This is a genomic window from Tardiphaga sp. 813_E8_N1_3, from assembly GCF_051811025.1.
Taxonomy (GTDB): Bacteria; Pseudomonadota; Alphaproteobacteria; order Rhizobiales; family Xanthobacteraceae; genus Tardiphaga.
In genome coordinates this window covers 5,683,638-5,708,336 of sequence record NZ_JBPWQE010000001.1, presented here as the reverse complement: position 1 = coordinate 5,708,336, position 24,699 = coordinate 5,683,638, and the positions used below count along the sequence as shown (strand labels likewise).

The 24,699-nt window shown below is 61.1% G+C and carries 23 protein-coding genes; 13 read left to right on the top strand and 10 right to left on the bottom strand.

Annotated elements, in window-relative coordinates; all coding sequences use genetic code 11:
• Window positions 1–34: 34 nt before the first annotated feature.
• A complete protein-coding gene (locus tag AB8A33_RS27010; protein ID WP_439095586.1) occupies window positions 35–1,078 on the bottom strand; it encodes a hypothetical protein in 1,044 nt (347 codons plus the stop codon).
• A gap of 199 nt (window positions 1,079–1,277) precedes the next feature.
• Entirely contained in the window at window positions 1,278–2,006 is a 729-nt protein-coding gene (locus tag AB8A33_RS27005; RefSeq protein WP_439095585.1) for a YggS family pyridoxal phosphate-dependent enzyme, read from the bottom strand.
• A gap of 75 nt (window positions 2,007–2,081) precedes the next feature.
• On the opposite strand from AB8A33_RS27005, the gene AB8A33_RS27000 reads away from it, so the two are divergent.
• The 4 genes from AB8A33_RS27000 (at window position 2,082) to holA (ending at window position 8,147) form a co-directional block, all read left to right on the top strand.
• The gene (locus AB8A33_RS27000) at window positions 2,082–3,779 is read left to right on the top strand and encodes a diguanylate cyclase domain-containing protein (RefSeq protein ID WP_439095584.1); all 1,698 of its coding nucleotides are present in this window, start codon (window positions 2,082–2,084) and stop codon (window positions 3,777–3,779) included.
• A gap of 182 nt (window positions 3,780–3,961) precedes the next feature.
• Complete coding sequence (gene leuS / locus AB8A33_RS26995; protein ID WP_439095583.1) at window positions 3,962–6,571, top strand: leucine--tRNA ligase; 2,610 nt, start codon at window positions 3,962–3,964, stop codon at window positions 6,569–6,571.
• Complete coding sequence (gene lptE / locus AB8A33_RS26990; protein ID WP_439095582.1) at window positions 6,558–7,109, top strand: LPS assembly lipoprotein LptE; 552 nt, start codon at window positions 6,558–6,560, stop codon at window positions 7,107–7,109. The genes leuS and lptE overlap by 14 nt, the downstream gene beginning before the upstream one ends.
• A gap of 9 nt (window positions 7,110–7,118) precedes the next feature.
• Complete coding sequence (gene holA, locus AB8A33_RS26985; RefSeq protein ID WP_439095581.1) at window positions 7,119–8,147, top strand: DNA polymerase III subunit delta; 1,029 nt, start codon at window positions 7,119–7,121, stop codon at window positions 8,145–8,147.
• Here holA and AB8A33_RS26980 read toward each other — a convergent pair.
• The 3 genes from AB8A33_RS26980 to rsmG form a co-directional block, all read right to left on the bottom strand.
• A complete protein-coding gene (locus AB8A33_RS26980) occupies window positions 8,144–9,034 on the bottom strand; it encodes a ParB/RepB/Spo0J family partition protein (RefSeq protein WP_439096074.1) in 891 nt (296 codons plus the stop codon). The two genes, holA and AB8A33_RS26980, sit on opposite strands and share 4 nt — an antisense overlap.
• Before the next feature lie 111 nt (window positions 9,035–9,145).
• Window positions 9,146–10,000 (bottom strand): ParA family protein, encoded by an 855-nt coding sequence (locus tag AB8A33_RS26975; RefSeq protein ID WP_439095580.1) that lies wholly within the window; start codon window positions 9,998–10,000, stop codon window positions 9,146–9,148.
• Window positions 9,987–10,697 carry a 16S rRNA (guanine(527)-N(7))-methyltransferase RsmG gene (gene rsmG / locus AB8A33_RS26970; protein WP_439096073.1) on the bottom strand — a complete coding sequence of 237 codons (711 nt, stop codon included), beginning with the start codon at window positions 10,695–10,697 and terminating at the stop codon, window positions 9,987–9,989. The genes AB8A33_RS26975 and rsmG overlap by 14 nt, the downstream gene beginning before the upstream one ends.
• A gap of 102 nt (window positions 10,698–10,799) precedes the next feature.
• On the opposite strand from rsmG, the gene AB8A33_RS26965 reads away from it, so the two are divergent.
• Together AB8A33_RS26965 and AB8A33_RS26960 are read left to right on the top strand one after the other, a co-directional pair.
• The gene (locus AB8A33_RS26965; RefSeq protein ID WP_439095579.1) at window positions 10,800–11,333 is read left to right on the top strand and encodes a DUF4269 domain-containing protein; all 534 of its coding nucleotides are present in this window, start codon (window positions 10,800–10,802) and stop codon (window positions 11,331–11,333) included.
• An 85-nt stretch (window positions 11,334–11,418) separates the two neighbouring features.
• Window positions 11,419–11,604, top strand: coding sequence for a hypothetical protein (locus AB8A33_RS26960; RefSeq protein WP_439095578.1), 186 nt, complete (start codon window positions 11,419–11,421; stop codon window positions 11,602–11,604).
• A gap of 32 nt (window positions 11,605–11,636) precedes the next feature.
• Here the strand turns inward: AB8A33_RS26960 and mnmG are convergent, their stop codons facing one another.
• From mnmG to hemJ, 4 genes are all read right to left on the bottom strand, one after another.
• Window positions 11,637–13,508 carry a tRNA uridine-5-carboxymethylaminomethyl(34) synthesis enzyme MnmG gene (gene mnmG, locus AB8A33_RS26955; RefSeq protein ID WP_439095577.1) on the bottom strand — a complete coding sequence of 624 codons (1,872 nt, stop codon included), beginning with the start codon at window positions 13,506–13,508 and terminating at the stop codon, window positions 11,637–11,639.
• Window positions 13,509–13,815: 307 nt separating this feature from the next.
• On the bottom strand, window positions 13,816–15,150 hold the full coding sequence (gene mnmE / locus AB8A33_RS26950) for a tRNA uridine-5-carboxymethylaminomethyl(34) synthesis GTPase MnmE (RefSeq protein WP_439095576.1): 1,335 nt from the start codon (window positions 15,148–15,150) through the stop codon (window positions 13,816–13,818).
• Between the two features lie 214 nt (window positions 15,151–15,364).
• Window positions 15,365–16,630: a transcription termination factor Rho gene (gene rho, locus AB8A33_RS26945; RefSeq protein ID WP_068730228.1), complete on the bottom strand. Its 1,266-nt coding sequence runs from the start codon at window positions 16,628–16,630 to the stop codon at window positions 15,365–15,367.
• Window positions 16,631–16,904: 274 nt separating this feature from the next.
• A complete protein-coding gene (gene hemJ / locus AB8A33_RS26940) occupies window positions 16,905–17,327 on the bottom strand; it encodes a protoporphyrinogen oxidase HemJ (RefSeq protein ID WP_439095575.1) in 423 nt (140 codons plus the stop codon).
• A 472-nt stretch (window positions 17,328–17,799) separates the two neighbouring features.
• Here hemJ and AB8A33_RS26935 point away from each other — a divergent pair, with 472 nt between their 5' ends.
• Genes AB8A33_RS26935 through dnaQ form a run of 4 tightly spaced genes read left to right on the top strand, consistent with a single transcriptional unit; the run spans window position 17,800 to window position 20,594 of the window.
• On the top strand, window positions 17,800–18,639 hold the full coding sequence (locus AB8A33_RS26935) for a pyruvate, water dikinase regulatory protein (RefSeq protein WP_089263669.1): 840 nt from the start codon (window positions 17,800–17,802) through the stop codon (window positions 18,637–18,639).
• Window positions 18,636–19,244, top strand: a complete 609-nt coding sequence (locus AB8A33_RS26930) for a Maf family protein (protein WP_439095574.1) — start codon at window positions 18,636–18,638, stop codon at window positions 19,242–19,244. The genes AB8A33_RS26935 and AB8A33_RS26930 overlap by 4 nt, the downstream gene beginning before the upstream one ends.
• 16 nt (window positions 19,245–19,260) lie before the next feature.
• A complete protein-coding gene (gene coaE / locus AB8A33_RS26925; RefSeq protein WP_439095573.1) occupies window positions 19,261–19,860 on the top strand; it encodes a dephospho-CoA kinase in 600 nt (199 codons plus the stop codon).
• 32 nt (window positions 19,861–19,892) lie between these two features.
• A complete protein-coding gene (gene dnaQ, locus AB8A33_RS26920) occupies window positions 19,893–20,594 on the top strand; it encodes a DNA polymerase III subunit epsilon (RefSeq protein WP_439095572.1) in 702 nt (233 codons plus the stop codon).
• Between the two features lie 61 nt (window positions 20,595–20,655).
• Here the strand turns inward: dnaQ and secB are convergent, their stop codons facing one another.
• Complete coding sequence (gene secB / locus AB8A33_RS26915; RefSeq protein WP_068730233.1) at window positions 20,656–21,135, bottom strand: protein-export chaperone SecB; 480 nt, start codon at window positions 21,133–21,135, stop codon at window positions 20,656–20,658.
• 504 nt (window positions 21,136–21,639) lie between these two features.
• Between secB and AB8A33_RS26910 the strand changes: the two genes are divergently transcribed.
• From AB8A33_RS26910 to AB8A33_RS26900, 3 genes are read left to right on the top strand one after another with little or no spacing between them, the layout of a single operon-like run.
• Entirely contained in the window at window positions 21,640–22,335 is a 696-nt protein-coding gene (locus AB8A33_RS26910; RefSeq protein WP_439095571.1) for a Tim44/TimA family putative adaptor protein, read from the top strand.
• Window positions 22,313–24,061, top strand: a complete 1,749-nt coding sequence (gene mltA / locus AB8A33_RS26905; protein ID WP_439095570.1) for a murein transglycosylase A — start codon at window positions 22,313–22,315, stop codon at window positions 24,059–24,061. The genes AB8A33_RS26910 and mltA overlap by 23 nt, the downstream gene beginning before the upstream one ends.
• Window positions 24,058–24,651 carry a Smr/MutS family protein gene (locus AB8A33_RS26900; RefSeq protein ID WP_439095569.1) on the top strand — a complete coding sequence of 198 codons (594 nt, stop codon included), beginning with the start codon at window positions 24,058–24,060 and terminating at the stop codon, window positions 24,649–24,651. Before mltA ends, AB8A33_RS26900 begins: the two co-directional genes overlap by 4 nt.
• Window positions 24,652–24,699: the final 48 nt, after the last annotated feature.

Here is a 24,699-nt window from a genome sequence, read left to right as displayed (position 1 = left end):
ACCGGAGATTGAATGACCCGGCCAGACTGATCGGTTACTCCGGCTTCCTGTGCGGATCGTTATGCGGCGGCGCCTTCGGCCGCGCCGGAGGATGAGGAGCCGGACGAGCTGCAACCGGATGCGGCGCTGGCCGCGCGGCGGCAACATGCGGCGGGGCCGGCGGTTTCGCGACAGCGGCCATCCTGGGAGCCGCCGGGTGCGGGGCGACAGGCGGCCTGACCGTAAGCGGCTTGGCTGCCGTGTTCAGCGCGTTCGGCGGGACTGCGCCATTGGTCGTCGCATGTGCGACGGCCGCCGATGGCCCCTTGTTCTCAGGCATTGCGTTCGCAACCGGCCTGTTTGCAGGCGGTTTGGCGCCGGTCGAAGGAAGTGCCGCGGGCACGAACGTCGCCGCCGGCCGCGCGGCAGCCGGCCCAATTTCCCGCGCTGCCACGACACCTTTGCCAGCGAATTCACCCGGCTTGGCAGTCGCCGCAATCGCCGGACGGCCATGATTTTCGGACGCGAGCAGCGCTCTGTTGGTGCTCGCGATATGTTCGTGCTGGGTTTGTACAGCCGTTGCCGCGATGTGTGGTTGGTGCGCGACGGCCTGCTCCTGCGGCGTCGGCTGCGCGGTTGTGCCGCCAGCGCCGCCGTTGAAACTGACCCGCGTGATGTTGGTCGTATTGTTGACGATGGTCTGGTTGTAGACATTCGTGACGGCGACGCCGCCGAAGTTATTGACGGTTCGGTTGTAGGCGAACACGCCGTTGGTCCAGCGCCCACCACCATAACCAGCGCCGCCATAGCCGTAGCCGTAATCGACGCCGCCGTAGAAACCGACCTGCGTTCCCCAGTAGCCGGCGTTCCAGCCGTAATAGCCGCCATGCCAGCCCCAATAGCCCGGCGTCCACAACAGGCCGACCTGAGGCGGCTCGACCCAGGTGCCGGGCACCCAGTAGTAACCGTCCGGACCATAGGCCCAGAAGCCGGGCGTCCAGATATAGCCAGGCGCGGGAATGGCGGGCTGCTCGTAGACCGGCAGTTCCGGTGGAGCAATCGTGATGCTGATGATCTGCGCCATGGCAACGACCGGCATGGTCAGCGTGGCCAGAAGCCAAGTGGCGGAGCGAAAGTAGCATGTCTGTCCCTCTCGCGGGGCTGGGTCCCGCGTCGGACACAGTCGAGACGGATTGGTGCGACATTATGGCGCACCTTCAGGCGCGCGGTCGGGAACTTTTCACTTCAGGCAAAGCGCCAACGGCCCATTACCGGAAGTGAGAGAGGTGAGAGAAGAACTACCGTTTCCCGAAGATCGCCGAGCCGACGCGCACATGAGTCGCGCCGAACTGGATGGCGATGGCGAAGTCGGCACTCATGCCCATCGACAACCCAGTCAATCCGTTACGTGCAGCGATCTTCGCTGTCAGCGCGAAATGCGGTGCCGGCGCATCGTCAACCGGCGGAATACACATCAATCCGGAAATCGTCAGCCCATATGTATCGCGACAGCGGGCCAGGAAATCATCGGCCTCGCCCGGCGCGATGCCGGCCTTTTGCGGCTCCTCACCGGTGTTGAGCTGTACAAAGAGCTGTGGCGTCCGCTGCTGCGCCTTCATCTCCTTGCTTAACGCTTCGCAAATGCTCGGGCGATCGACCGAGTGAATCGCATCGAACAAGGCGACCGCTTCCTTGGCCTTGTTGGACTGCAAAGGCCCGATCAGATGCAACGCAATCGCGGGTTGAGTGGCGATCAGCGCCGGCCACTTGGATTTTGCCTCCTGGACGCGATTTTCGCCGAACACACGCTGACCGGACTGGATCACGGGCGCAATTGCATCAGCCTCGAAGGTCTTCGACACCGCGATCAAAGTCACAGAACTGCGATCCCGCCGCGCTTCGTTACACGCGCGGAAGATATCGTACTCGACCGATGCGAGTCCGCCGGTTGGTAAAGAAGGCGTTACGCTCGACGACTCTTGCACGGATTTATTTTCAACCAAGGCGCGAACTTTCTTGAGATCCATTGCAGTTTAACGAATCCGGGAAAGGCTTTTTGAAGGCTTTGGAGTACCTATGTCCGCGGGGCTTAGGGATCGAAGATGTCACGCATCGGTATTAACCGCAATAAAGCGAGGCTTAGGGGAGCTCTCGGTATTCGCGCTCGACTGGTCCTGTTGGCCCTCATTCTGGTCGGGCCATTAATGGCGGAGCGAATTCGCTCACTCGATGCGACGCGCACCCACCAGATCGCGACGGCCGCGCGTGATTTCGCTGGTGTCGCCCAGCACAGCGCCGATGCACAGCGCGAAGTCTTCGCCTCGATCGAGGCCGTGCTGAAATCATCCGCCTACATCTATACGTCGGCCGCTCAGGTGAATCGGAGCTGCGCCATTATGCGGGCGAGCCTCCGCGGCGATATGCCGTGGCTGCGCAGCCTGACAGTGGCCGGCGCGGATGGCATCGCCATGTGCTCGACCTGGCCGGAAGTCATCGAGCAGAGATTCGATTTCAGCGATCGCCCCTATTTCAAGAAAGCGATAGCGACCGGTGAGTTTGTCGTCAGCGATTATCTGTTCAGCCGCTTGACGAACCAACCAACGGTGATGGCTGCCTATCTCGCACCGGGCCTGACCAAGGACGACGATGCCGTGGTATTGGCGGCGGTGAATCTCGACTGGATGTCGAAGATCATGGGCAATCTCGGCGACCGGCCCGGTGTCACGACACTGCTGGTCGATCATGCCGGCACCGTGCTTGCAGCGCCGCCGACAAACGCCAGCGCGATCGGTCGGCCGATGGAAGACCTTGCTCTATTGACGATGATCGAAGCGCATCTGCGCAATACAGATAAGCAGACCGGTTCGCTGTCATTCAGCGCCAGTGACGGTTCACAGCGCGCCGTATCATTCGCGACAATCCCCGGTACCGGCGCGCAATTGATCGTCAGCATCGACGAGGCCCGAGTCTCGGCGGTTGCCGATCGCGAAATCCGCACGGCTTATTTGCAGCTCGCCTTCGTCTGCCTGTTCGTTCTGCTTGGCGCGCTTGTGGTTGCGGAGCGACTGATCATCAAGCCGATCCAGATGATGGAAACCATGGCGCAGAGGTTTGGCCGCGGTGACTGGTCGGCGCGCGTTGCGCGCAACACGTTGCCGGCCGAGTTCGTGCCGCTGGCACGCGCATTCTACGGGATGGCAGCGCAACTACGTGGCCGCGAACGCGAATTGCGCGCCAGCAACGAGCAGCTCACGGTGCTGGCATCGGTGGACATGCTGTCCGGCCTGGCGAATCGGCGGGGCTTCCAAAGCCGCCTCGACTTCGAATGGCTGAAAGCCCAGCAGTCCGGCGACCATCTGACGCTGATGATGATCGACGTCGATCACTTCAAACTCTTCAACGACACCTATGGCCATCCCGAAGGCGATGCCTGCCTGGCGCGCGTCGGCGAAGCGCTCTCGAATCTGGCCGATCGCAGCTCGGGCTTTGCCGGCCGCTATGGCGGCGAGGAATTCTGCCTGCTGCTACCGGGCACCGAGGTCGCCCGCGGCGTCCAGATCGGCGAAATGGTGCGCGCTGCCATCTGGAATCTGTCGGTCCCCCATGCCACCAGCGCGCATCAGCGGGTCACCGTCAGTGTCGGCGTAGCCTCAGCGACGCCCGCCACACTGGAGACTGCCAGGGACCTGATCGAGGCAGCCGATGCCTCGCTCTACGCCGCCAAACGGCGTGGCCGCAACACCGTGGTTGAGCACGGCTTTGTCCGGGCCTATGGCACGGCCGTGTCGCTGGCGGGGTGAGACGACAGGGACCCGCCGCGGCCCCGTTTCTCGTCTTAAACCATTGACCTAACGCGGCCTTTTATGGCCTAGTCCCCGGCCTCAAGCGCGAATTCAGCCCGAGCAAGCACCGGTTTGCGACCTCGTTCGCGCGTCCATGATCTGAGAAGCGCTCGAACCGGCCGGCGGATTTCAAAAGCACCATGAGCAACGAACGTTACAACGCCCGCGAGACCGAACCGCGCTGGCAGCGCGTCTGGGACGAGAAGGCGATCTTCGCCACCAAGAACGACGATCCGCGCGAGAAGTATTACGTGCTCGAGATGTTCCCCTATCCGTCAGGGCGCATCCATATGGGCCATGTCCGCAACTATACGATGGGCGACGTCGTCGCGCGCTTCCAGCGCGCGCAGGGCAAGAACGTGCTGCATCCGATGGGCTGGGACGCGTTCGGCCTGCCCGCCGAGAATGCCGCCATCGAGCGCAAGGTCGCCCCGAAGGCCTGGACCTATGAGAACATCGCATCGATGAAGAAGCAGCTGCAGACCATGGGTCTGTCGCTGGACTGGTCGCGCGAATTCGCAACCTGCGACCCAACTTATTACAAGCATCAGCAGAAGATGTTTCTCGATTTCATGCGGGCAGGTTTGGCCGAGCGCAAGAAGTCCAAGGTGAACTGGGATCCGGTCGATCACACCGTGCTGGCCAATGAGCAAGTCATCGACGGCCGCGGCTGGCGTTCTGGCGCGCTGGTCGAACAGCGCGAGCTGACCCAGTGGTTCTTCAAGATCAGCAAATATTCTGACGAGCTGTTGTCCGCGCTGGATACGCTGGATCGCTGGCCGGACAAGGTGCGCCTAATGCAGCGCAACTGGATCGGCAAGTCGGAAGGCCTGCATTTCCAGTTCGGACTGATCGGCGCGCCCGCAGGTTTCGACACGCTGCCCGTGTTCACGACGCGCGCGGACACGATGTATGGCCCGACCTTCTCGGCGATCTCGCCAGATCATCCGCTGGCAAAAGCGCTGGCTGAGATAGATCCGAAGGTGGCGGCCTTCATCGAGGAATGCCATCGCATGGGCACCTCGCAGGCCGAGATCGACACGGCAGAGAAGCTGGGCTTCGACACCGGTATCAAGGTCACACATCCCGCTGACGCGTCATGGACGCTGCCGCTCTATATCGCGAACTTCGTGCTGATGGATTACGGCACCGGCGCCATCATCGGTTGTCCCGCGCATGACCAGCGCGATCTGGATTTCGCGCGCAAATACGATCTGCCGGTACTGGACGTGTTCGTGCCGGTCGGCAGCGACGAGCGCGTGCAGGATGTCGCGTTCGTTCCGGCGAAGACCGATACGGTGCAATATGTGCGCTGGGTTGGCGAACCCGGCGTGATGACCTGCGAAGAAGCCATGAAGCGGTCGCTCGAAATCTTCGAGAAGGACGGCTGGGGCAAGCGCGAGATCAATTTCCGCCTGCGCGACTGGGGCATCTCACGTCAGCGCTATTGGGGTTGCCCGATCCCGATCATTCACTGCCCGAGCTGCGATATCGTGCCGGTGCCGGACAAGGATCTGCCGGTCGTGCTGCCGGAGGACGTCTCCTTCGACAAGCCGGGCAATGCGCTTGATCATCATCCGACGTGGAAGCATGTGAAGTGTCCGAATTGCGGCGCGGATGCACGGCGCGAAACCGATACCATGGACACGTTCGTGGACTCGTCCTGGTATTTCACGCGCTTCACCGATCCGTGGAACGAGACCGCACCGACGACGACGTCCGTCGCCAATCGAATGATGCCAGTCGATCAGTATATCGGCGGCGTCGAACACGCGATCCTGCATCTGCTCTACAGTCGCTTCTTCACCCGCGCCATGAAGGCCACCGGTCACGTCAATTTCGACGAACCATTCGCCGGCATGTTCACGCAGGGCATGGTGGTTCACGAGACCTACAAGAAGCAGGACGGCACCTTCGCCTCACCGGCCGAGATCAACATCGAGATCGGCGGTAACGGCCAACGCGCTACGCTGATCGCCACTGGCGAAGACATCACCATCGGCCCGATCGAAAAGATGTCGAAGTCGAAGCGCAACACGGTCGACCCCGATGACATCATGGGCACCTACGGCGCCGATACCGCCCGCTGGTTCATGCTGTCGGACTCGCCGCCGGACCGCGACGTGATCTGGAGCGAGGAAGGTGTCAAGGGCGCCTCGCGTTTCGTGCAGCGCCTGTGGCGTCAGATCAGCGAATCAGCCGCGCACGGCAAATCAGCGCCGGCAGCCCGTCCCACCGAATTCAATCCCGATGCGCTGGCGATCCGCAAGGCCGCCCATGGCGCGCTCAGCAAGGTCTCGACCGAGATCGAAAAACTGCATTTCAACGTCTGTCTCGCCCATATCCGCGAATTCTCTAACGTGCTGGGCGAAGCCTTGGCGCGTCCGGGAACCCCGGCCCCGGACGTCTGCTGGTCGCTCCACGAGGCCTCGGTCATCCTTGTTCAACTGTTTGCACCGATGATGCCGCATCTGGCCGAAGAATGCTGGGGCGTACTGGGGCAACCGGGCATGATTTCGGAAGCCCGTTGGCCGCAAATCGAGCCCAATCTGCTGGTTGAAGACACCATGACCCTGCCGGTGCAGGTCAATGGCAAGAAGCGCGGAGAAGTCACAGTGGCCCGGGAAGCGACGAACCCGGAAATTGAGGCTGCCGCTCTGGCGCTCGATGCTGTAAAACAGGCTCTCGACGGCAAGCCCGTCAAGAAGGTCATCGTCGTCGCCCAGAGGATCGTGAATGTTGTCGGCTAAATCCCGCATTGCCGCCCGGCTCATGGTCGTCGCCACCCTGGCGGCGCTGACGGCTGGCTGCTTCCAGCCGATGTATGCCGAGCGTGGCGATGGCAAACCCGGCCTGCGCGAGAAACTGCAGGGCGTCGAAGTTCCACCGCTGGAATATCCCAATGCGTCGCCGCAGGCGCGCGTCGGTGTCGCGATCCGCAACGCGCTGATGTTCAAGATGTATGGCAGCGCCACCGGCCTGCCGCCGACCTATCAGCTCAAGATCCGCTTCAACCCGAGCCGCACCTCGCTGATCGTCGATCCGAATACCGCGCTGCCGACCAGCGAAAACTACGGCATCGATGCGACCTACGGCCTGATCGAGATCGCCACCGGCAAGCAGGTCCTGACCGGCAGCACCTTCTCCCGCGTCACCTACGACATTCCTGGCCAGCTGCAGCGCTTCGCCCGCGCCCGTGCCTATCGTGATGCCGAGGACCGCGCGGCCGGTGAGATCGCCGACAATATCAACACCCGGCTGGCGTCGTTCTTCTACGCCGGCACCTAAGCGCCTCGCGTGGTCGCGCTTCGCGGAAAAGATATCGACACGTTCCTGGCCAGGCCGGATACCGGTCGGCCGATCATCCTGCTCTACGGAGCTGATGCCGGACTCGTTCGCGAGCGTGCCGATGCGTTGATGAAATCCGCCGTCGACGATCCCAACGATCCATTTTCGCTGGTCCGCATGGACGGCGACGATCTCGCCGCCGAGCCGTCGCGCCTCGTCGAAGAAGCCATGACCGTCCCGCTGTTCGGCGGTCGCCGCGCCATACGCGTGCGCGCGGGCTCGAAGAATTTTTCCAGCGGCGTCGACACCCTCGCCGACTCCGACATCAAGGATTGCCGTATCGTCATCGAGGCTGGCGAGCTACGGCCGGAATCGCCTTTGCGGAAGGTCTGCGAGAAGGCCAGGACCGCGGTAGCGATTGCCTGTTACCCGGACACCGAGCGTGACCTCGCAAAGTTGATCGACGAAGAACTCCGCGTCTCCAATCTCCGCATGGCGCCCGATGCGCGCGCGACGCTGATGTCGCTGCTCGGTGGCGATCGGCAGGCGTCGCGCAACGAACTCCGCAAACTGACGCTCTATGCGCATGGCACCGGCGAAGTCACGCTCGACGATGTGATGGCCGTTGTTGCCGACGCATCCGAGCTGAAGATCGATCCGATCGTCGATGGCGCCTTTGCCGGAAATCCCGCGGCCGTCGAGGTTGAGTTCAACAAGGCGATGATCGCCGGGACCTATCCCGGCATGATCATGATGGCGGCGCAGCGCCAGGCCGCATTGCTGCACAAAGCCAGTCTGCTTGTCGAAGCCGGCAGCTCTGCGTCATCGGCTGTCGAGAGCGGATTTCCGCGGCTGCATTTTTCGCGCAAGGGAACGGTCGAAGCGGCACTGCGAAATTTCTCAGCACAACGACTGGTGAATATCATCGACCAGCTCGCCGTCGCCGCCCTCGATGTCCGCAAACAAAGCGCCCTCGGCGCGGTGATCGCACAGAGGGCGTTGATGTCGATTGCCGTGAATGCAAGGCGGCGCGGTTAGCTTCCCGCATCCAGCCGCTTCAGAATTTCGTCGAGCTGATCGAGATCGCGATACTTGATGATCACGGTACCGCCGGGATCTCGGTGATCCACCGACACCTTCAGCCCGAGCACGTCGCTGACCCGCTTTTCCAGCGCGATCGTGTCGGCATCCTTCGCCGCCTTGGGAGACGACGTGCGGGGCTTCTGCGGCGCGCGCTCCGGCACGCCTTCTTCATGCGCGAGTGCTTCGGTCTGACGAACGTTCAGCCCCTCGGCGATGATCCGCTTCGCGGCGCTCGACGCATCCGGCAGGTTGATCAGTGCCCGGGCATGACCGTTGGACAACTGACCGGAAGCGATCAGGCCCTGCACGTCCTCCGGCAGCTTGGTGAGGCGCATCATGTTGGCGACATGGCTACGGCTCTTGCCGACGATTTTCGCGATCTCGTCCTGGCTGTGTTTGTAGGTCTCGGCGAGCGCGTGATAGCCCTGCGCCTCTTCCATCGCATTGAGATCTTCGCGCTGGACGTTCTCGATGATCGCGATTTCCATCGCGGCCGAATCCGTCACGTCGAGCGGCACGATCGGCACTTCATGCAGACCGGCGATCTGCGACGCGCGCCAGCGGCGTTCGCCGGCGATGATCTCGAAGCGATCGTTCGAGCCCTTCACCGGACGCACCACGATCGGCTGGATCACGCCATGCTGCTTGATCGATGCCGCGAGTTCGCTGAGTTCCGCATCAGCAAACGTGCGACGCGGGTTGCGCGGATTGGCCTTGAGGAATTCGATAGGCACCTTGCGCTGGTTACGCGAAGGCCGCTCGACATGCGCGGCTTCGCCGCCGACATCGCCGATCAGACTTGCAAGACCGCGACCCAACCGCGAACGCGCTTCATCAGCCATCGCCAATCCCTTCGAACTCATGCGGGGTACTCCGTACTCAAACTAAAAATTCAGACCGCAGGATCGGTAGCGCAAAGCTCACCGCATCCCGAAAACTATCGACGCAAGATTTCAGTGAGCAGTACGCAGATCACGCTCGCGCTGAATCACTTCGGTCGCGAGCCGCAAGTAGGCTTCGGAGCCCGAGCACTTCAGATCATAAACCAGCACCGGCTTGCCGTAGGACGGTGCTTCCGAAATGCGGACGTTGCGCGGGATCATGGTCTCGTAAACCTTGCTTCCCATGAACTCGCGTACGTCAGCAACGACCTGGTTCGACAGGTTGTTGCGTGCGTCGAACATGGTCATCACGATGCCATGGATCGACAGGTTCGGGTTCAACGTCGAGCGCACCTGCTCCACCGTCTGCAACAATTGCGACAGACCTTCGAGGGCGAAGAACTCACACTGCAGAGGAACGAGGATCGCATCCGATGCGGCCATCGCGTTGACCGTCAGAAGATTGAGCGACGGCGGGCAATCGATCAGCACGTAAGTGTAGTCGGAGCCCGGCGAGACATTGTTGTTCAACTCGCCGATCGCATCGCGCAGCCGGAAGGCGCGGTCGCGGGCCGAACCGAGTTCAAGCTCGAGGCCCGAAAGATCCATCGTCGAGGCAGCGATATGCAGACGTGGCACGGCCGTGACGACAACGGCATCGCGCAGCGGCGCTTCGCCGATCAGGACGTCATAGGTCGAGCAGTTGCGATTGCGACGATCGATGCCGAGACCGGTCGATGCGTTGCCCTGCGGATCGAGATCGACGATCAGCACCCGCTCGCCGATGGCAGCCAGTGCCGTGCCGAGATTGATCGCGGTGGTGGTCTTGCCGACGCCGCCCTTCTGATTGGCCAGTGCCAGGATGCGCGGATGGCCAGGCACCATATTTGACGTATGCTCTTGATATTGCTGATCAATTACTGTCATTGGTGTGGCCATTTTGGTTTGCGGACGGGGTCAGTCGCTCGATCCGGTCGAGTTCAACGATCCAGCCTTGTCCGCCGGTCAGGCTGGCATGCAGGCGCGGGCTTATATTCCAATATCTAGTAGCTTCGGTCAATTCCGATTCTACATCTTGACCCTTGAGAAATAAGGCTTTTGTGCCCGGCTTCATGAAGGGCTCAGCGAAACCGATGACGATATGTAACGAGGCAACAGCACGTGCAGTGATGCAATCGACGTGTTCGGGAAATCTATCCACATTATCCCCGATGTCAGCCAGATGAACTGTACCAGGGGCTTGCGTCACCCGTAGCGCTTCGCGCAGGAACGCCGCCTTCTTGGCATTGCGCTCGACGAGATGGATATGCCCACCCACGACGTCACCCATGGCACAGGCCAGAACGACGCCGGGGAAACCTCCGCCGCTGCCGAAGTCGAGCCAGATCTTTGCATCCGGCGCGAGGTTCAGAAGCTGCAGCGAATCCGAGATATGGCGCGTCCAGAGATTTGGAAGCGTGGCCGGCGAAATCAGATTTGTCTTGGCCTGCCACTGCAGCAACAGGTCAACATAACGATCGAGCCTGTCTTCCGTTTCACGTGAAACAGGTGTCAGCCGCAGGGCCGCGGCCTTGTCGGCATCGAGCCGGGGTGCGGGAGCAGCTTGCTGGGATCGTTGGGCCATTGGATTGTCTGAAAAGCTGTTGGGACCCATCCATACTCTGAGTCCATTGCTGTCGCTATCAAATTGCCGGATTGAGGCGACGAATCCGGGCGGGAATTGCCGATGAATGAGCGCCCGACCTATCAGGAAGCCCTTCGACGCACCGACCTGCTCGGCATCCTCGAGCCATTCGACCCGCATGTGATCGGCACGCTGCCGCTCGGAGTCGCCCGGTCCGACAGGGACATCGATATCGTCTGTTGCGCCGCCGACCTGTCCGCGGCTGTCGGACTTATCTGGAAGCACTTCGGCGAGTCCGAAAGCTTTGCCATCTATCAATGGTCGGCCAAAGGCCGACCGGTGATCGCGATATTCGAAGCGTATGGATGGCCGTTCGAGATCTTCGTCAGCTCGACTCCCGTACAGGATCAAGCCGGCTGGCGGCACTTCGAGGTCGAGAAGCGACTGCTGAGCCTGGGCGGACCCGCCTTCCATACCGCCGTCTACGCGTTACGGGCCGGGGGAGTAAAGACAGAGCCCGCCTTTGCGCGTGCTCTCAAGCTTGAAGGCGATCCTTATGCTGTCTTGTACGACTTGTTCAGCACCTCTGATGACCAGCTGAATGCAGTCCTGAGGGCGCAAGGCTTTGCAGTCTAGAGGATGCAGGACAGTGAGTTGACCAGGATCAATGCGAGCGGGACGAGTCCGGCCTCCAATGAATCATCGTTGGAGGCAGATGACCATGAGTGTGATCGTACGGCTTTTCCTGATGCTGGCAGCACCCATCACTGCGCTATTCGTCTCGCGTGATGCACTCAATTTCGACGTGGTCCAGACGATCGTCGCGGTGGTTCTCTTTACAGTGGCCGTCGCTGCTATCGCCTTCTGGCCCCGCCCAACGAAGCCATCTTCAACAGAGCCACGCTGATTTCGGCTTCCTGTTTCACGTGAAACAAACAACTAGGCCAAACCAGCCTTCGGCTTGCGCGCTTCGCGGCGGAGATAGGCGGCGAGAATGGCCAGCGCGGCCGGGGTCATACCATCCAGACGTCCCGCCTGCCCCACTGTGTGCGGAAGCGCGGCTTTAAGCTTCGCCCGGGCCTCATTGGACAGTCCGGGGACCACATCATAGTCGACATCCACGAGCGAGAGACCCTCATCACGGCGGAAAGCCTCCACATCCGCGGTCTGACGCTTCAGATAGACATCATATTTGGCATCGATCTCGATATGGGTGCCGATCGCTGGGTCAATGGCCGACAATTCTGGCCAGATCCGGGTCACAGTGGCCCATTCGGTCTCCGGGTAGGACAGGAGATCGAAGGCGGAGCGACGCTGACCGTCATGATTGAGCGCCAGACCGTGCTTAGCGGCCCCATTAGGAGTGATCGAGAGCGCCTGGGTCAGGGCTTTACCAGCGCCGAGGGCTTCCATCTTGGCGCCATGGCGGGCCGAACGAGCGCTGCCGACACATCCCAGACTGATACCCTTGTCGGTCAGGCGCTGATCGGCGTTGTCGGCACGCAGCGTGAGACGGTATTCCGCCCGTGAAGTGAACATCCGATAGGGCTCGGTAATCCCACGGGTGACCAGGTCGTCGATCATCACGCCGAGATAGCCATCGGCACGATCGAATACGGTCAGCTGGCTCCCACTCGCGGCCAGGGCCGCATTCAGACCGGCGACGAGACCCTGGGCGGCGGCTTCTTCGTATCCGGTGGTGCCATTGATCTGCCCGGCCAGAAACAGGCCGGGGACGCGCTTGGTCTGCAGGGTCGGATCGAGTTCGCGGGGATCGACATGGTCATATTCGATCGCATAGCCCGGGCGGACCATTCGGACCCGCTCGAGACCGGGGATCGAGGCCAGGATCGCAGCCTGAACGTCCTCGGGCAGTGAGGTAGAGATGCCGTTGGGATAGACCGTGGAGTCATCGAGGCCTTCCGGCTCCAGGAAGATCTGGTGGCCATCGCGATCGCCGAAACGGACGATCTTGTCCTCGATGGACGGGCAATAGCGCGGCCCCGAGCTCTTGATCTGGCCGGAATACATCGGCGAGCGATGCACATTGGCCCGGATCACCTCATGGGTCGCCGGTGTGGTGCGCGTGATGCCGCACTGAATCTGCGGATTGGTGATCCGATCGGTCATCACCGAAAACGGCTCCGGCGGATCGTCGGCGGACTGCATCTCAACGGCGGCCCAGTCTATGGTGGTCCCATCGAGCCGCGGTGGCGTGCCGGTCTTGAGCCGTCCGAGGGTAAAGCCGACGCGTTCGAACGCCTTGGACAGGCCGAGTGCGGGAGCTTCATCGATCCGGCCAGCGGGCCAGTTCTTCTCGCCGAGATGGATCAGGCCGCGCAGAAAGGTCCCGGTGGTGATGACCACCGATCCGGCGGAGAGTTCGCGGCCATCGGCCAGACGGATGCCGGTGACCCGGCCATTTGACATCAGCAGGTCGTCGGCCTCGCCTTCAACCACACTCAGATTCTCGGTCGCCACGATCGCCGCCTGCATCGCTGCAGCGTAAAGCTTGCGGTCCGCCTGGGTACGCGGGCCACGAACGGCTGGACCCTTCTTGCGGTTGAGCATGCGGAACTGGATGCCGCCGGCATCGGCGACGCGTCCCATCAACCCGTCCAGCGCATCCACCTCGCGAACGAGATGGCCCTTACCGAGACCGCCGATGGCTGGGTTGCAGGACATCGCGCCAACGGTCGCAAACTGATGCGTGACCAATGCCGTCCGCGCGCCCATGCGCGCAGCACCAGCCGCGGCCTCGCAGCCGGCATGGCCTCCCCCGATTACGATGACGTCAAACTTGTCCTGCATGGCTGCAGCTTCTAGCGCGGGCGCCGCCGGGATTGAAGAGAAATCCACAGGCAGCGTTTCACGTGAAACAACAGTGTCTTTGGAAGAATGGAGGCCGGACTGTTTCACGTGAAACACATTCTTCTTCGGCCATCATTGCGAGGGGCGTATTGCAACGAAGCAGTCCTGTCTTTTGCAAGTCAGCTACCCGGCCTTCTGGATTGCTTCGCTCCGCTCGCAATGATGGCTGAAATCTCTATGCTTTTACCGAGAGCTCCACACCCGAGTTGATTCAATATTCATTTCATTAAAAATGAACAAAGTAATATTACTTACCTATACAAAAATCCCGGAAGATGCTATCGAGGATGTCTTCCACATCGACACGCCCAAGCAACCGTCCCAATTGCTGCGCTGCAGCACGCATATCCTCGGCTACGAATTCTTCGCCTTGCTCAGCCGATGCTGCAGCATGCTGCAGCAAATCCGACGTGCTGCGCAGCAAAAGACGTTGCCGCTCCCGGGTAATCAGCCCGGCCTCACCGCTCCCGAAGTACCGACCGGCGAAATCGACCAGCAGGGCCAACAGTTGTGCGAGGCCATCGCCGCGCTCTGCAGAGATGGCGATCAACAAGTCTGGCCCGGCCGACGCACCCTGGATCAGATCGACCTTGTTCCGGACCACCCAGACCGGCGTTTTAGATTCCGCCAACCATTGCCCCGGATTGGATGCCTCCGCGCCGGAGTCGACCAGCCACAGCACCAGATCCGCTTCAGCCGCCCGAGCCCGCGCCCGGCGCACGCCCTCCCCCTCCACCGGATCGGCCGTCTCGCGAATGCCGGCGGTATCGATGATCGTCACCGGATAACCGTCGAGATCGAGTTGCACCTCGATGACGTCCCGGGTGGTGCCGGCATACGGTGAAACAATTGCCACATCGCGGCGGGCGAGCTGATTCATCAGCGTTGATTTCCCGACATTGGGCTGGCCAGCGATGGTCACCACCAGACCGTCACGCAACCGCTCGCTTCGACCCTGCGCCGCCAGCACGTCCTCGATCTCCCGATGCAGCGCCGATGCTTTCGCCAAAGCCGGCGCCAGTAATTCGGCGGATACGTCGCCTTCGTCGGAAAAATCGATACCGACTTCGACCAGGGCCAGCGCCTCGATGATCTGCTGTCGCCAGTTGCGCGCCTTGTCGCCGAGCAGTCCCTTGAGCTGCCGCAGCGCCTGACGCCGCTGCCGGTCGGTATCGGCATGGATCAGATCATCAAGGCCTTCCGCCTCGGTCAGGTCGAGCTTGCCGTTCTCGAACGCACGGCGCGTAAATTCGCCGGGCTCCGCCGGCCGCAAGCCGTCGATAGCGCCCAGCGCTTCAAACAAGGAAGCCAGCACTGCGCGCCCGCCATGAATGTGAAATTCGGCAATGTCCTCGCCGGTCGCACTGGCCGGTCCCGGAAACCACAGCACCACCGCATCGTCGATCGGCCCGAGCCGGTCATCCGAGAGGAAAACATGGGTGGCCATCCGCGGCGCCGGCAGCTTCCTTGCCAGACGCGCCAGCGCCTCGCCTGCCTGAGGACCTGACACGCGGACAATCGCAATCGCCGTCGGCGGGCGTCCGGAGGACAAAGCGTAGATCGTCTGGTCGCGTGGATGCATCGCCTATTTGCCGATGGGCTGCAGGTGGCGCAATCAGATTCTTGCGTCGCATCTTTTAAGCCAAGCGGGACATTCCGGATTCGCACTCTGATCGCTGCGCCTACCGACGTACATCCTGCAATGACGGTTTGTGGACTCATAACAAAAAAGCGCCGCTGCTGTCGCAACGGCGCTTTTGCATTCCTGAAACTGTTCGCTCGAACAGCCCCTAAGCTTACGTGTTCATCGAATCGAAGAATTCCGAGTTGTTCTTCGTATTGCGGAGCTTGTCGAGCAGGAAGTCGATAGCGTCCATCGTACCCATCGGATTGAGAATGCGGCGGAGGACATACATCTTCTTGAGCAGCTGTGGATCGGTGATGAGCTCTTCCTTGCGGGTGCCGGAGCGCGAAATATCGATCGCGGGGAAGGTCCGCTTGTCCGAGACCTTGCGGTCCAGGATGAGTTCCGAGTTACCGGTGCCCTTGAATTCTTCGAAGATCACTTCGTCCATACGGCTGCCAGTATCGACCAGCGCGGTGGCGATGATGGTCAGCGAACCACCTTCTTCCACGTTACGAGCCGCACCGAAGAAGCGCTTCGGACGCTGCAGCGCGTTGGCGTCAACACCGCCGGTCAGCACCTTGCCGGACGACGGCACCACGGTGTTGTAGGCGCGCCCGAGACGGGTGATCGAATCCAAAAGGATGACGACGTCGCGGCCATGTTCGACCAGGCGCTTGGCCTTCTCGATCACCATTTCAGCGACCTGAACGTGACGCACCGCCGGTTCGTCGAAGGTCGAGGAGACGACCTCACCCTTCACCGAACGCTGCATGTCGGTGACTTCTTCCGGACGTTCGTCGATCAGAAGAACGATCAGATAGCATTCCGGATGATTGGCCGTGATCGAATGCGCGATGTTCTGCATCAACACGGTTTTACCCGTGCGCGGCGGCGCAACGATCAATGCGCGTTGGCCTTTGCCGATCGGCGCCACAATGTCGATGACGCGTGCCGAGAGATCGCGGCGGGTCGAATCTTCCAGCTCAAGGCGGAAACGCTGATCTGGAAAGAGCGGGGTCAGGTTGTCGAAATTGACCTTGTGCTTCGACTTCTCAGGATCCTCGAAGTTAAGCGTATTGACCTTCAGCAGAGCGAAATAGCGTTCGCCTTCCTTCGGGCTGCGAATATGGCCTTCAACCGTATCGCCGGTGCGCAGGCCGAAGCGGCGGATTTGCGAGGGCGAGACGTAGATATCGTCTGGGCCCGGCAGGTAATTCGCATCGGGCGACCGCAAGAAGCCAAAGCCGTCGGAGAGAACCTCGACGACGCCTTCGCCGATGATGTCGGTTTCCTTGATCGCAAGCTGCTTCAAGCTCGCGAACATCAGCTCCTGCTTGCGCATGGTGCTGGCATTTTCGACCCCGAGCTCTTCCGCAAACGAGACAAGCTCGGCTGGCGTCTTGGCCTTGAGGTCCTGGAGTTTCATTTCCCGCATTGGGAGGGATCCTGTGGAAAGTCGGGGAGGGAGCGCGAGGTAGCCAAGACGGATGCGGACGCTGGAAAAGATCAGGAAAGTCCGCAGGTCTCTGGCCAGGAAGTCTTGAGCGAGGAAGGTGCTGAAGGAGCTTCAAACCTGATGCGGTGGCCGGTTTAAAAAGCGAAACCGGTACAAACCACATCCGCCTGCGTGGGGTGGGATGACGCGAATATAGAAAATCGCAGGGTGTCGCGCAAGGAGCCGAGACGGCGGTTGTGATGACAAATTTAGCCTAGAACGGCTTCACAATCACCAAAATCACGATCAGGATCATCAAAACGGTCGGTACCTCGTTGATAATTCGATAGAATTTCGAAGTCCGCGTATTTTTGTCCTGAGCAAAATCACGCACCCGGGCACTCAGGAAACCATGAACGCCAGACATCAGCAGCACCAGCGTCAGTTTGGCGTGAAACCAGCCCGAGCTTAACCAGTGACCGGCCCAGGCGAGATACAGGCCGACGATCCAGGTGGCGATCATCGCCGGATTGATGATCGCCTTGAGCAGACGACGCTCCATCAGTTTGAAGGTTTCGGATTGCTTCGAGCCGATCTCCGCATCGCAGTGATAGACGAACAGTCGCGGCAGATAGAGCATGCCTGCCATCCACGAGATGACGGCGATCACATGCAGCGCCTTGGCCCATTCATACATTCGAAAGTTCTTTCCAGCATCACTGCGTCACATCGCACGTGCCGAGACCGGAACACTTCACCGGAAAGCCGCGTTGCAGGACACGCCGATACAGAGCGGATCACCGCACTATCCGCAAGCCATCCTTCTCTTAAATAATATTTATAGAATCTTAGGTTTGAGTCTAAGTGACAGTGGATTTCAGCCGCCCAAAACAATCCCAGAACTGTCCCGCGCTTATGCACATCGCCGTGTGATTTTCCGACAGCCGCTCGCATGCAAGTTCGATATGCAGCGCAAAGGCTTACCGTCGCCGTGCACTGGATTATCCCAAGACAAACCTGGATAACCCCATTATCATTCCAGGCAGCCTCAGAGTTTTTCCTCTTCATGAGGCCTGTGAAGAAAAAACCGAGTTATCCCGGGTCCGCCGAGGCGGTGGTCGATATTCCGGAAAAGCTCCACAGAGATTCACAGGACATACACGATCATGGTGCCCACCACCGGCAGCTATTTTCATCTTCATCTGGTCTCCGATTCGACCGGTGAGACATTGATCACCGTGGCCCGCGCCGTCGCTGCGCAATATGCGAATGTCACGCCGGTCGAGCATGTCTACCCGCTTGTGCGGAGTCAGAAGCAGCTTGATCGGGTGCTTTCCGAGATCGAGGAAGCGCCGGGCATTGTTCTCTTTACGCTACTGGAAAAAGATCTGGTCGGCCGACTGGAAGCCAAATGCCAGGAGATCAACAGCCCGAGCCTGTCGATCATCGGGCCGGTGATGCAGCTCTTTCAGGCCTATCTTGGTGCGTCGACCACCGGCCGCGTCGGCGCGCAGCACACGCTCAATGCCGAATATTTCAAGCGTATCGATGCGCTGAATTATTCGATGATGCATGACGACGGCCAGCATGTGGAAGGCCTCGAAGAAGCGGACGTGGTTCTGGTCGGCGTTTCGCGCACGTCGAAGACACCGACATCAATTTATCTTGCCAATCGTGGTGTGCGCACGGCCAATGTGCCGCTGGTCCCCGGCATCCCCATTCCCCACCAGCTTGAGACGTTGAAAAATCCGCTGGTGGTCAGCCTGCACGCAACGCCGGAGCGCTTGATTCAGATTCGCCAGAACCGGCTTCTGAGCATTGGCAGCGATACGGCTAATGACGATTATATCGATCGCCAGTCGGTCACGGATGAAGTGACCTATGCGCGCAAGCTTAGTGCCAAATACGGCTGGGCTTTGTTGGAAGTGACACGTCGCTCCATCGAGGAAACCGCGGCAGCCATCATGAAACTGCTGGCCGATCGCCAGCGTCAGAGGATGTCCGAATGACCATTTGGCGCGGCGTGCAACCGCTGATCTTGGCGTCGCAGAGTTTGGCCCGTCGCGAGTTGCTGGCGAATGCCGGCATCACCTTCGATGCGATGCCAGCGGATATCGATGAGCGCGGCATCCAGCAGAAATCCGGGTTGAAGGCGCCGGGCGAGATCGCAGCTTTGCTCGCCGAGCGGAAGGCAGCCTTTATCTCGCTGCGTCATCCTGGTCGCTATGTTCTTGGCGCCGATCAAACCCTGGCACTGGGCGATCGGATGTTCAGCAAACCCGCCGGACGCGAACAGGCGGCCGAACAACTTGCAGCTCTCGCCGGCCGGACCCACGAATTGCACTCAGCGCTCGCCGTCGTTTGCGATGGCGCGACGTTGTTCTCCAATGTCTCTGTCGCGCACATGACCATGCGTAAGCTGGATGATGCCGCGATTAATGCCTATCTGGATGCTGCGGGCGACAAGGTGTCGACGAGTGTTGGCGCCTATCAGCTCGAAGGTCTGGGTGTGCATCTGTTCGAGCTGATCGAAGGCGATCACTTCACCATTCTCGGTCTGCCGCTGCTGCCGCTGCTGAGTTTCCTGCGCGGCGAAGAGATGATCGCGATCTGATTTTGATGAGGACTTGATGCGCGTATTGGGGCTGACCGGTTCGATCGGAATGGGCAAATCGACCACCGCGAAATTGTTCATGGAAGCCGGCGTGCCGGTCTATGACGCCGACGCCACTGTGCACATGGTCTATGAGGGCGAAGCTGCGCCGCTGATTGAAGCCGCCTTCCCCGGCACCACAGATAACGGCAAGGTCGATCGCGCGAAGCTCTCTGCACAGGTCGTGCATGATGCCGCCGCGATGAAGAAGCTCGAGCAGATCGTGCATCCGCTGCTATCAGCCTATCACAGGAAATTCCTGGACGATGCCGAGAAATCCGGCGTGCCGGTGGCGGTGGTTGATGTACCCCTGCTCTATGAGACCGGCGGTGAAAAGCGGGTCGATGCGGTGGTCGTCGTGTCCACCAATCCTGAGCAGCAGCGCGAGCGCATCCTGGCGCGCGAGGGTATGACGGCCGAGAAGCTTGACGCCATCCTGGCGCGGCAGCTGCCTGACGCCGAAAAGCGCAAGCGCGCCGACTTCGTGGTGGATACATCGAACGGATTGGACCCCGTGCGGGAGCGGATCCGTGAAATTCTCGCCGAGGCTGTTAAGATGCCACAACGGCGGCCCTGACCGTCCCCTGATTCGACAACCGGCTTAGTTCGATGCGTGAAATCGTCATGGATACCGAAACCACGGGCCTCGATCCCCTCCGGGGCGATCGGCTGGTGGAAATCGGTTGCCTCGAAATCTTCAACCGGATGCCGACCGGCCAGACTTTCCATGTCTACGTCAATCCCGAGCGCGACATGCCTCAGGAAGCGTTCAACGTGCACGGGCTGTCGGCCGAGTTCCTCTCGACCAAGCCGCTGTTTCACGAAGTGGTCGACGACTTCATGACCTTCATCGGTGATTCGCCGCTGGTGATTCATAACGGCATGTTCGACCTCGGCTTCATCAATGCCGAGCTCGACCGCATCAAGCGCCCGCCGGTGCCGCGCGAGCGTCTCGTTGACACGCTGCTGCTGGCGCGGCGCAAGCATCCCGGCGTGTCGAACAAGCTCGACGATCTCTGCGCCCGCTATGCGATCGACAATTCCCGGCGTACCAAGCACGGCGCGCTGCTCGACTCCGAATTGCTGGCGGAAGTCTATATCGACCTCATCGGCGCCCGGCAGTCGCAACTGATCCTGGCGGACGAAGCGCCTGCGCAGCGCACCGGCAGCATCAATGACGCACCGCGCCGCCAGCGCGAGATCGCACTTGCGCCACGCGTGACCGAAGCCGATCGCGCCGAGCACCGCGCCTTTGTCGCAACGATGGGCGAGAAGGCAATCTGGAACGAATTTCTGGGAACGCCGTCGTAAAACGATAATGGCCGGGACAAGCCCGGCCATGACGTAAGCTTGTTGTTTCGAGCACCCGAACTTAGTTTGCCGGACCAGCGTCGGCCTGAGCCTGACGTTCCAGGTTCTGCCGGTACAGACCGACGAAATCCACGGGATCGAGCATCAGCGGCGGGAAGCCGCCATCACGTACCGCGGTGGCGATGATTTCGCGCGCGAACGGGAACAGCAGGCGCGGGCATTCGATCATAACCAGCGGGTGCAGGTTTTCCTGCGGCACATTGACGATGCGGAATACGCCAGCATAGGCCAGTTCGAACGAGAATAGTACTGAGCCGGCGTTCTCGGCCTTGCCCTCGACCGACAGCGTCACTTCATATTCGCTCTCCGAGAGATTGTTGGCGCCGACATTGATCTGGATATTGATGTTCGGCTGCTGGGCCTGCGGTGCTAGCGAGGCCGGGGCGTTCGGATTCTCGAAGGAGAGATCTTTGGTGTATTGCGCCAGCACATTGAGCTGGGGGGGTGACTGCTCCGGAGGGGTGCCGTTGCCGTTTGCCATCGAAAATTCTCCTGAAGCGCTGCCGGGCGGGTGGAACCGGTTCGTCGCGGGCGTCCGCGCGAACGGTCGAATGAGGTGATCGCGGCGAGTGGCTATCATAGGCCTGCGGCACTCGACAAGGATGCCACGCCACAACCTGGACGCTAGAAAATCGCTGGTTTGACCCAACGCTTGGGCATCCAGGCGCAAAACCGGTCATATTCGCCCCGAATTCGCGGTAAATGACTGAAAGTGCGGGTTTTCCTCATCCGATCTGATTTCCTCTGCCGGACAAACGCGCTAGAATTTATCGAAGCGGTTGCGGTCGAGGCTGCCGGCGCAAAGGCCGCTTTGCCGCAGCCGGACACGATGGCGCGCCATTGGCTGGGCTTAGTTTCATGTCTACATGGAGCAGGTTCGCTCATGACGCGATCTCCCGACCTTGCGGGAGCCGATTTCAGGACCGCGATGGGCGGCATAGTCTTCCGCCGGGCATGCCCGGCACCGATCAGAAAGCAATAAGACGTGGACATTTACACCATCATCTTCCTGGCACTGGCGGTCTTCATTTTCATCCGCCTGCGCAATGTGCTCGGACAGCGCACCGGCGAAGAGCGTCCGCCCTTCGACCGCGCGGCGCGTGATGCTCTGCCGCCTGAAGGCAATGTCGTGCCCATGCCCGGCGGTCCCGTCGATCAGGCTGCCCCGGCACCGGCCGCCGACGTCTCTCCCGCGGAGCGCTGGAAGGGCATCACCGAACCGGGCACGCCACTCGCCACCGGTCTCGATGCCGTCGTGGAACAGGATTCGTCATTCGATCCCCGCCATTTCATCACTGGCGCCAAGGGCGCCTACGAGATGATCGTGCTGGCCTTTGCCAATGGCGATCGTCGGTCGCTGAAGGATCTGCTGTCATCGGAAGTGTTCGACTCGTTCGACGCGGTCATTAAGGACCGCGAGAAGAACGAGCAGAAGACCGAGACCCGCTTCGTCTCAATCGACAAGGCCGAACTCGTCGGCGCCGAAGTGCGCGACCGCGCGGCGCAGCTCACCGTGCGTTTCGTGTCGCAGATGATCTCGGTGACGCGCGACAAGACCGGCGCTGTGGTCGACGGCAATGCCGACAAGGTCAGCGACATCACCGACGTCTGGACCTTTGCTCGCGATATCACCTCGCGCGATCCGAATTGGAAGCTGGTTGGCACCGGCAGCGTGCAGTAACGCTGCCAGGTTCGGCCGGCTTGCCGCGCTGTGCGTGATTGCTGCTGCGTTGATCCCTGCCCCTGCAGACGCACGGGCTCGGCGCCACACCAAGAATGATCCTGCACAATTTGTCTATGTCCCGCGGCACAATCCGCCGCGGGAATGGCCGTTCGAATTCACAGGCAGCCAGTACGAGCCTGTCGCGTGGGCCAATATCGCCGGCTGGAGCGAAGACGATCACCTCCTCGCCTTTCAGGCTTTTCGCACCAGCTGCAAACCGATCGTAGCTCAACGCAAGCCACTGCCAGATTCCAAGGCGCTCGGCACCACGCTCCGCGATCCCTGTCGTGCAGCGAGGAGCGCCGACATTTCCGACGGCGCCAAGGCCCGGGCTTTCTTTGAAGAGCATTTCCTGCCGCTGCGTATCTCGCGGCTCGGCGAACCCGAAGGTTTCGTCACCGGCTATTATGAGCCGGTGATCGATGGCTCGCGGACCAAAACCGATGTCTATACGGTGCCGGTCTATCGCCGCCCGTCGAATCTGTTCGTGCGCGGCTATAGCCAGTCCTCCGCAAGCATGCCGAATGGCGGCGATGTGTTTCGCAAGATCGGCCGCCGCAAGCTCGTGCCTTATTACGATCGCGGCCAAATCGAGGATGGCGCCATCGCCGGACGCGGGCTCGAAATCGTCTGGCTGAAGAGTCAGACCGATCTGCTGTTCACGCAGATCCAGGGCTCGGCACGCGTGCGCCTCGAAGACGGCGGCACGGTGCGGATCAATTACGATGCGCATAATGGCTATCGCTACACGCCGGTTGGTCGCGTGCTGATCGATCGCGGCATCATCCCGCGCGAGCAGATGTCGATGCAGCGCATTCGGCAATATATGGACGAGAACCCGGATGCCGCGAGCGAGTTGCGTCGGCAGAACCGCTCTTACGTGTTCTTCCGCGAAGTGCAGCTCTCCGACAAGGACGAAGCCGTCGGTGCGCAAGGCGTGCCACTGACGCCGGGCCGATCCATCGCCGTCGATAAGTCGCTGCATGTCTATGGCACACCGTTCTTCATCGAAGGCGATCTGCCTGTCGATTCAGATACGGCAAAGACGCCGTTCCGTCGCCTGATGGTGGCGCAGGACACCGGCTCGGCCATTGTCGGCCCGGCTCGTGCCGATCTGTATTTTGGCGCCGGCGCAGAAGCTGGCCGAGTCGCCGGTCGGATGCGTCATCCCGCGCGCTTCGCGATGCTGGTGCCGAAGAGTCTCGATCCCTCTGCGCGCGGCCATCACATGCCGCTGCCCGATGCTCGGCCGTCGGCAGTGATCGCAAAACTTTATCCGCAGACCGAGCCGAAGCCTGCAGAAGCATCGAAGGTCGAAAATTCCGCGGCCGATAACAAGGCTGCAGCAAAGCCCGATACGTCCAGGCCCGATACATCGGCCACGTCGAAACCCGCAGCACCAGCGGTGACCACGACGACGCCATTGCCAGTTGCAAAACCGGCTGCGGCTGCAGTCGCGCCCGCTCCGGCATCGCTTCCAGCCGCAGCTAAGGCAGCGCCATTGCCGGAGGCACGGCCTGCGGTCGCGCCTCAAGTCGCAGCCGAGGCGAAACCGCAGAAAAAACCCGAAGTAAAACCTGAAGTGAAGCGAGAAGTTAAACCGAAACGTGTCACAGTCCGGCACCGCGTGTATCATCGCGCAGCGAAGCAGCCGCAGTCACTCTTCCGTTTCCCCTGGCAATGAAGCGTTCACGTCCACCGCAACTCATCGATCCCGTGGCGCCGCGCCGTCGCCGCGCGCTGAGCGAAGAGGAGCGCGCGCTCTGGGAACTGGTCGCCAAACAGGTCAAGCCGCTGCGCAAGAAGCGCGTGGTGAAGCCGGAGCCCGCGGAAGAAGCGCCAACGCTCGTGAAAGCCGTGGTGCCCAGGAAGATGACCTCGGCACCGCCGGCAGTCCTCAAACTCGCAAAGCCTGCACCGCAGCCCGTGCCGCCTTTGGCTCCGCTCGGCCGTCGCGAACGTTCGCAGCTCTCGCGCGGTCGCAAGGACATCGATGCGCGGATCGATCTCCACGGGATGACACAGACGCGCGCGCATCACGCGCTGTCCGTCTTCCTGCATCGCGCCAGCCATGACGGCATGACCTTCGTGCTGGTTATCACCGGCAAGGGCCGGACCACCGGTCCGGAATCCGAGCGCGGCATCCTGCGCCGTCAGGTGCCGCTCTGGCTGGGGCTGCCAGAGTTTCGTTCGCTGGTGGTGGGATTCGAGGAAGCGCATATCGGGCACGGCGGCGCCGGTGCGCTGTATGTGCGGATCAGGCGGGCGAGGTAGGCCCGAACTCGTCATCCCGGGATGCACATAAGTCGTCGAAGCCGGCTG

Bases quoted from the DNA above. Each gene is read 5' to 3' on its own strand.
- AB8A33_RS27010 (WP_439095586.1), bottom strand. From the start codon at position 1,078: ATGCCGGTCGTTGCCATGGCGCAGATCATCAGCATCACGATTGCTCCA.
- AB8A33_RS27005 (WP_439095585.1), bottom strand. From the start codon at position 2,006: ATGGATCTCAAGAAAGTTCGCGCCTTGGTTGAAAATAAATCCGTGCAA.
- AB8A33_RS27000 (WP_439095584.1), top strand. From the start codon at position 2,082: ATGTCACGCATCGGTATTAACCGCAATAAAGCGAGGCTTAGGGGAGCT.
- leuS (WP_439095583.1), top strand. From the start codon at position 3,962: ATGAGCAACGAACGTTACAACGCCCGCGAGACCGAACCGCGCTGGCAG.
- lptE (WP_439095582.1), top strand. From the start codon at position 6,558: ATGTTGTCGGCTAAATCCCGCATTGCCGCCCGGCTCATGGTCGTCGCC.
- AB8A33_RS26980 (WP_439096074.1), bottom strand. From the start codon at position 9,034: ATGGCTGATGAAGCGCGTTCGCGGTTGGGTCGCGGTCTTGCAAGTCTG.
- AB8A33_RS26975 (WP_439095580.1), bottom strand. From the start codon at position 10,000: ATGACAGTAATTGATCAGCAATATCAAGAGCATACGTCAAATATGGTG.
- rsmG (WP_439096073.1), bottom strand. From the start codon at position 10,697: ATGGCCCAACGATCCCAGCAAGCTGCTCCCGCACCCCGGCTCGATGCC.
- AB8A33_RS26965 (WP_439095579.1), top strand. From the start codon at position 10,800: ATGAATGAGCGCCCGACCTATCAGGAAGCCCTTCGACGCACCGACCTG.
- AB8A33_RS26960 (WP_439095578.1), top strand. From the start codon at position 11,419: ATGAGTGTGATCGTACGGCTTTTCCTGATGCTGGCAGCACCCATCACT.
- mnmG (WP_439095577.1), bottom strand. From the start codon at position 13,508: ATGCAGGACAAGTTTGACGTCATCGTAATCGGGGGAGGCCATGCCGGC.
- mnmE (WP_439095576.1), bottom strand. From the start codon at position 15,150: ATGCATCCACGCGACCAGACGATCTACGCTTTGTCCTCCGGACGCCCG.
- rho (WP_068730228.1), bottom strand. From the start codon at position 16,630: ATGCGGGAAATGAAACTCCAGGACCTCAAGGCCAAGACGCCAGCCGAG.
- hemJ (WP_439095575.1), bottom strand. From the start codon at position 17,327: ATGTATGAATGGGCCAAGGCGCTGCATGTGATCGCCGTCATCTCGTGG.
- AB8A33_RS26930 (WP_439095574.1), top strand. From the start codon at position 18,636: ATGACCATTTGGCGCGGCGTGCAACCGCTGATCTTGGCGTCGCAGAGT.
- coaE (WP_439095573.1), top strand. From the start codon at position 19,261: ATGCGCGTATTGGGGCTGACCGGTTCGATCGGAATGGGCAAATCGACC.
- dnaQ (WP_439095572.1), top strand. From the start codon at position 19,893: ATGCGTGAAATCGTCATGGATACCGAAACCACGGGCCTCGATCCCCTC.
- secB (WP_068730233.1), bottom strand. From the start codon at position 21,135: ATGGCAAACGGCAACGGCACCCCTCCGGAGCAGTCACCCCCCCAGCTC.
- AB8A33_RS26900 (WP_439095569.1), top strand. From the start codon at position 24,058: ATGAAGCGTTCACGTCCACCGCAACTCATCGATCCCGTGGCGCCGCGC.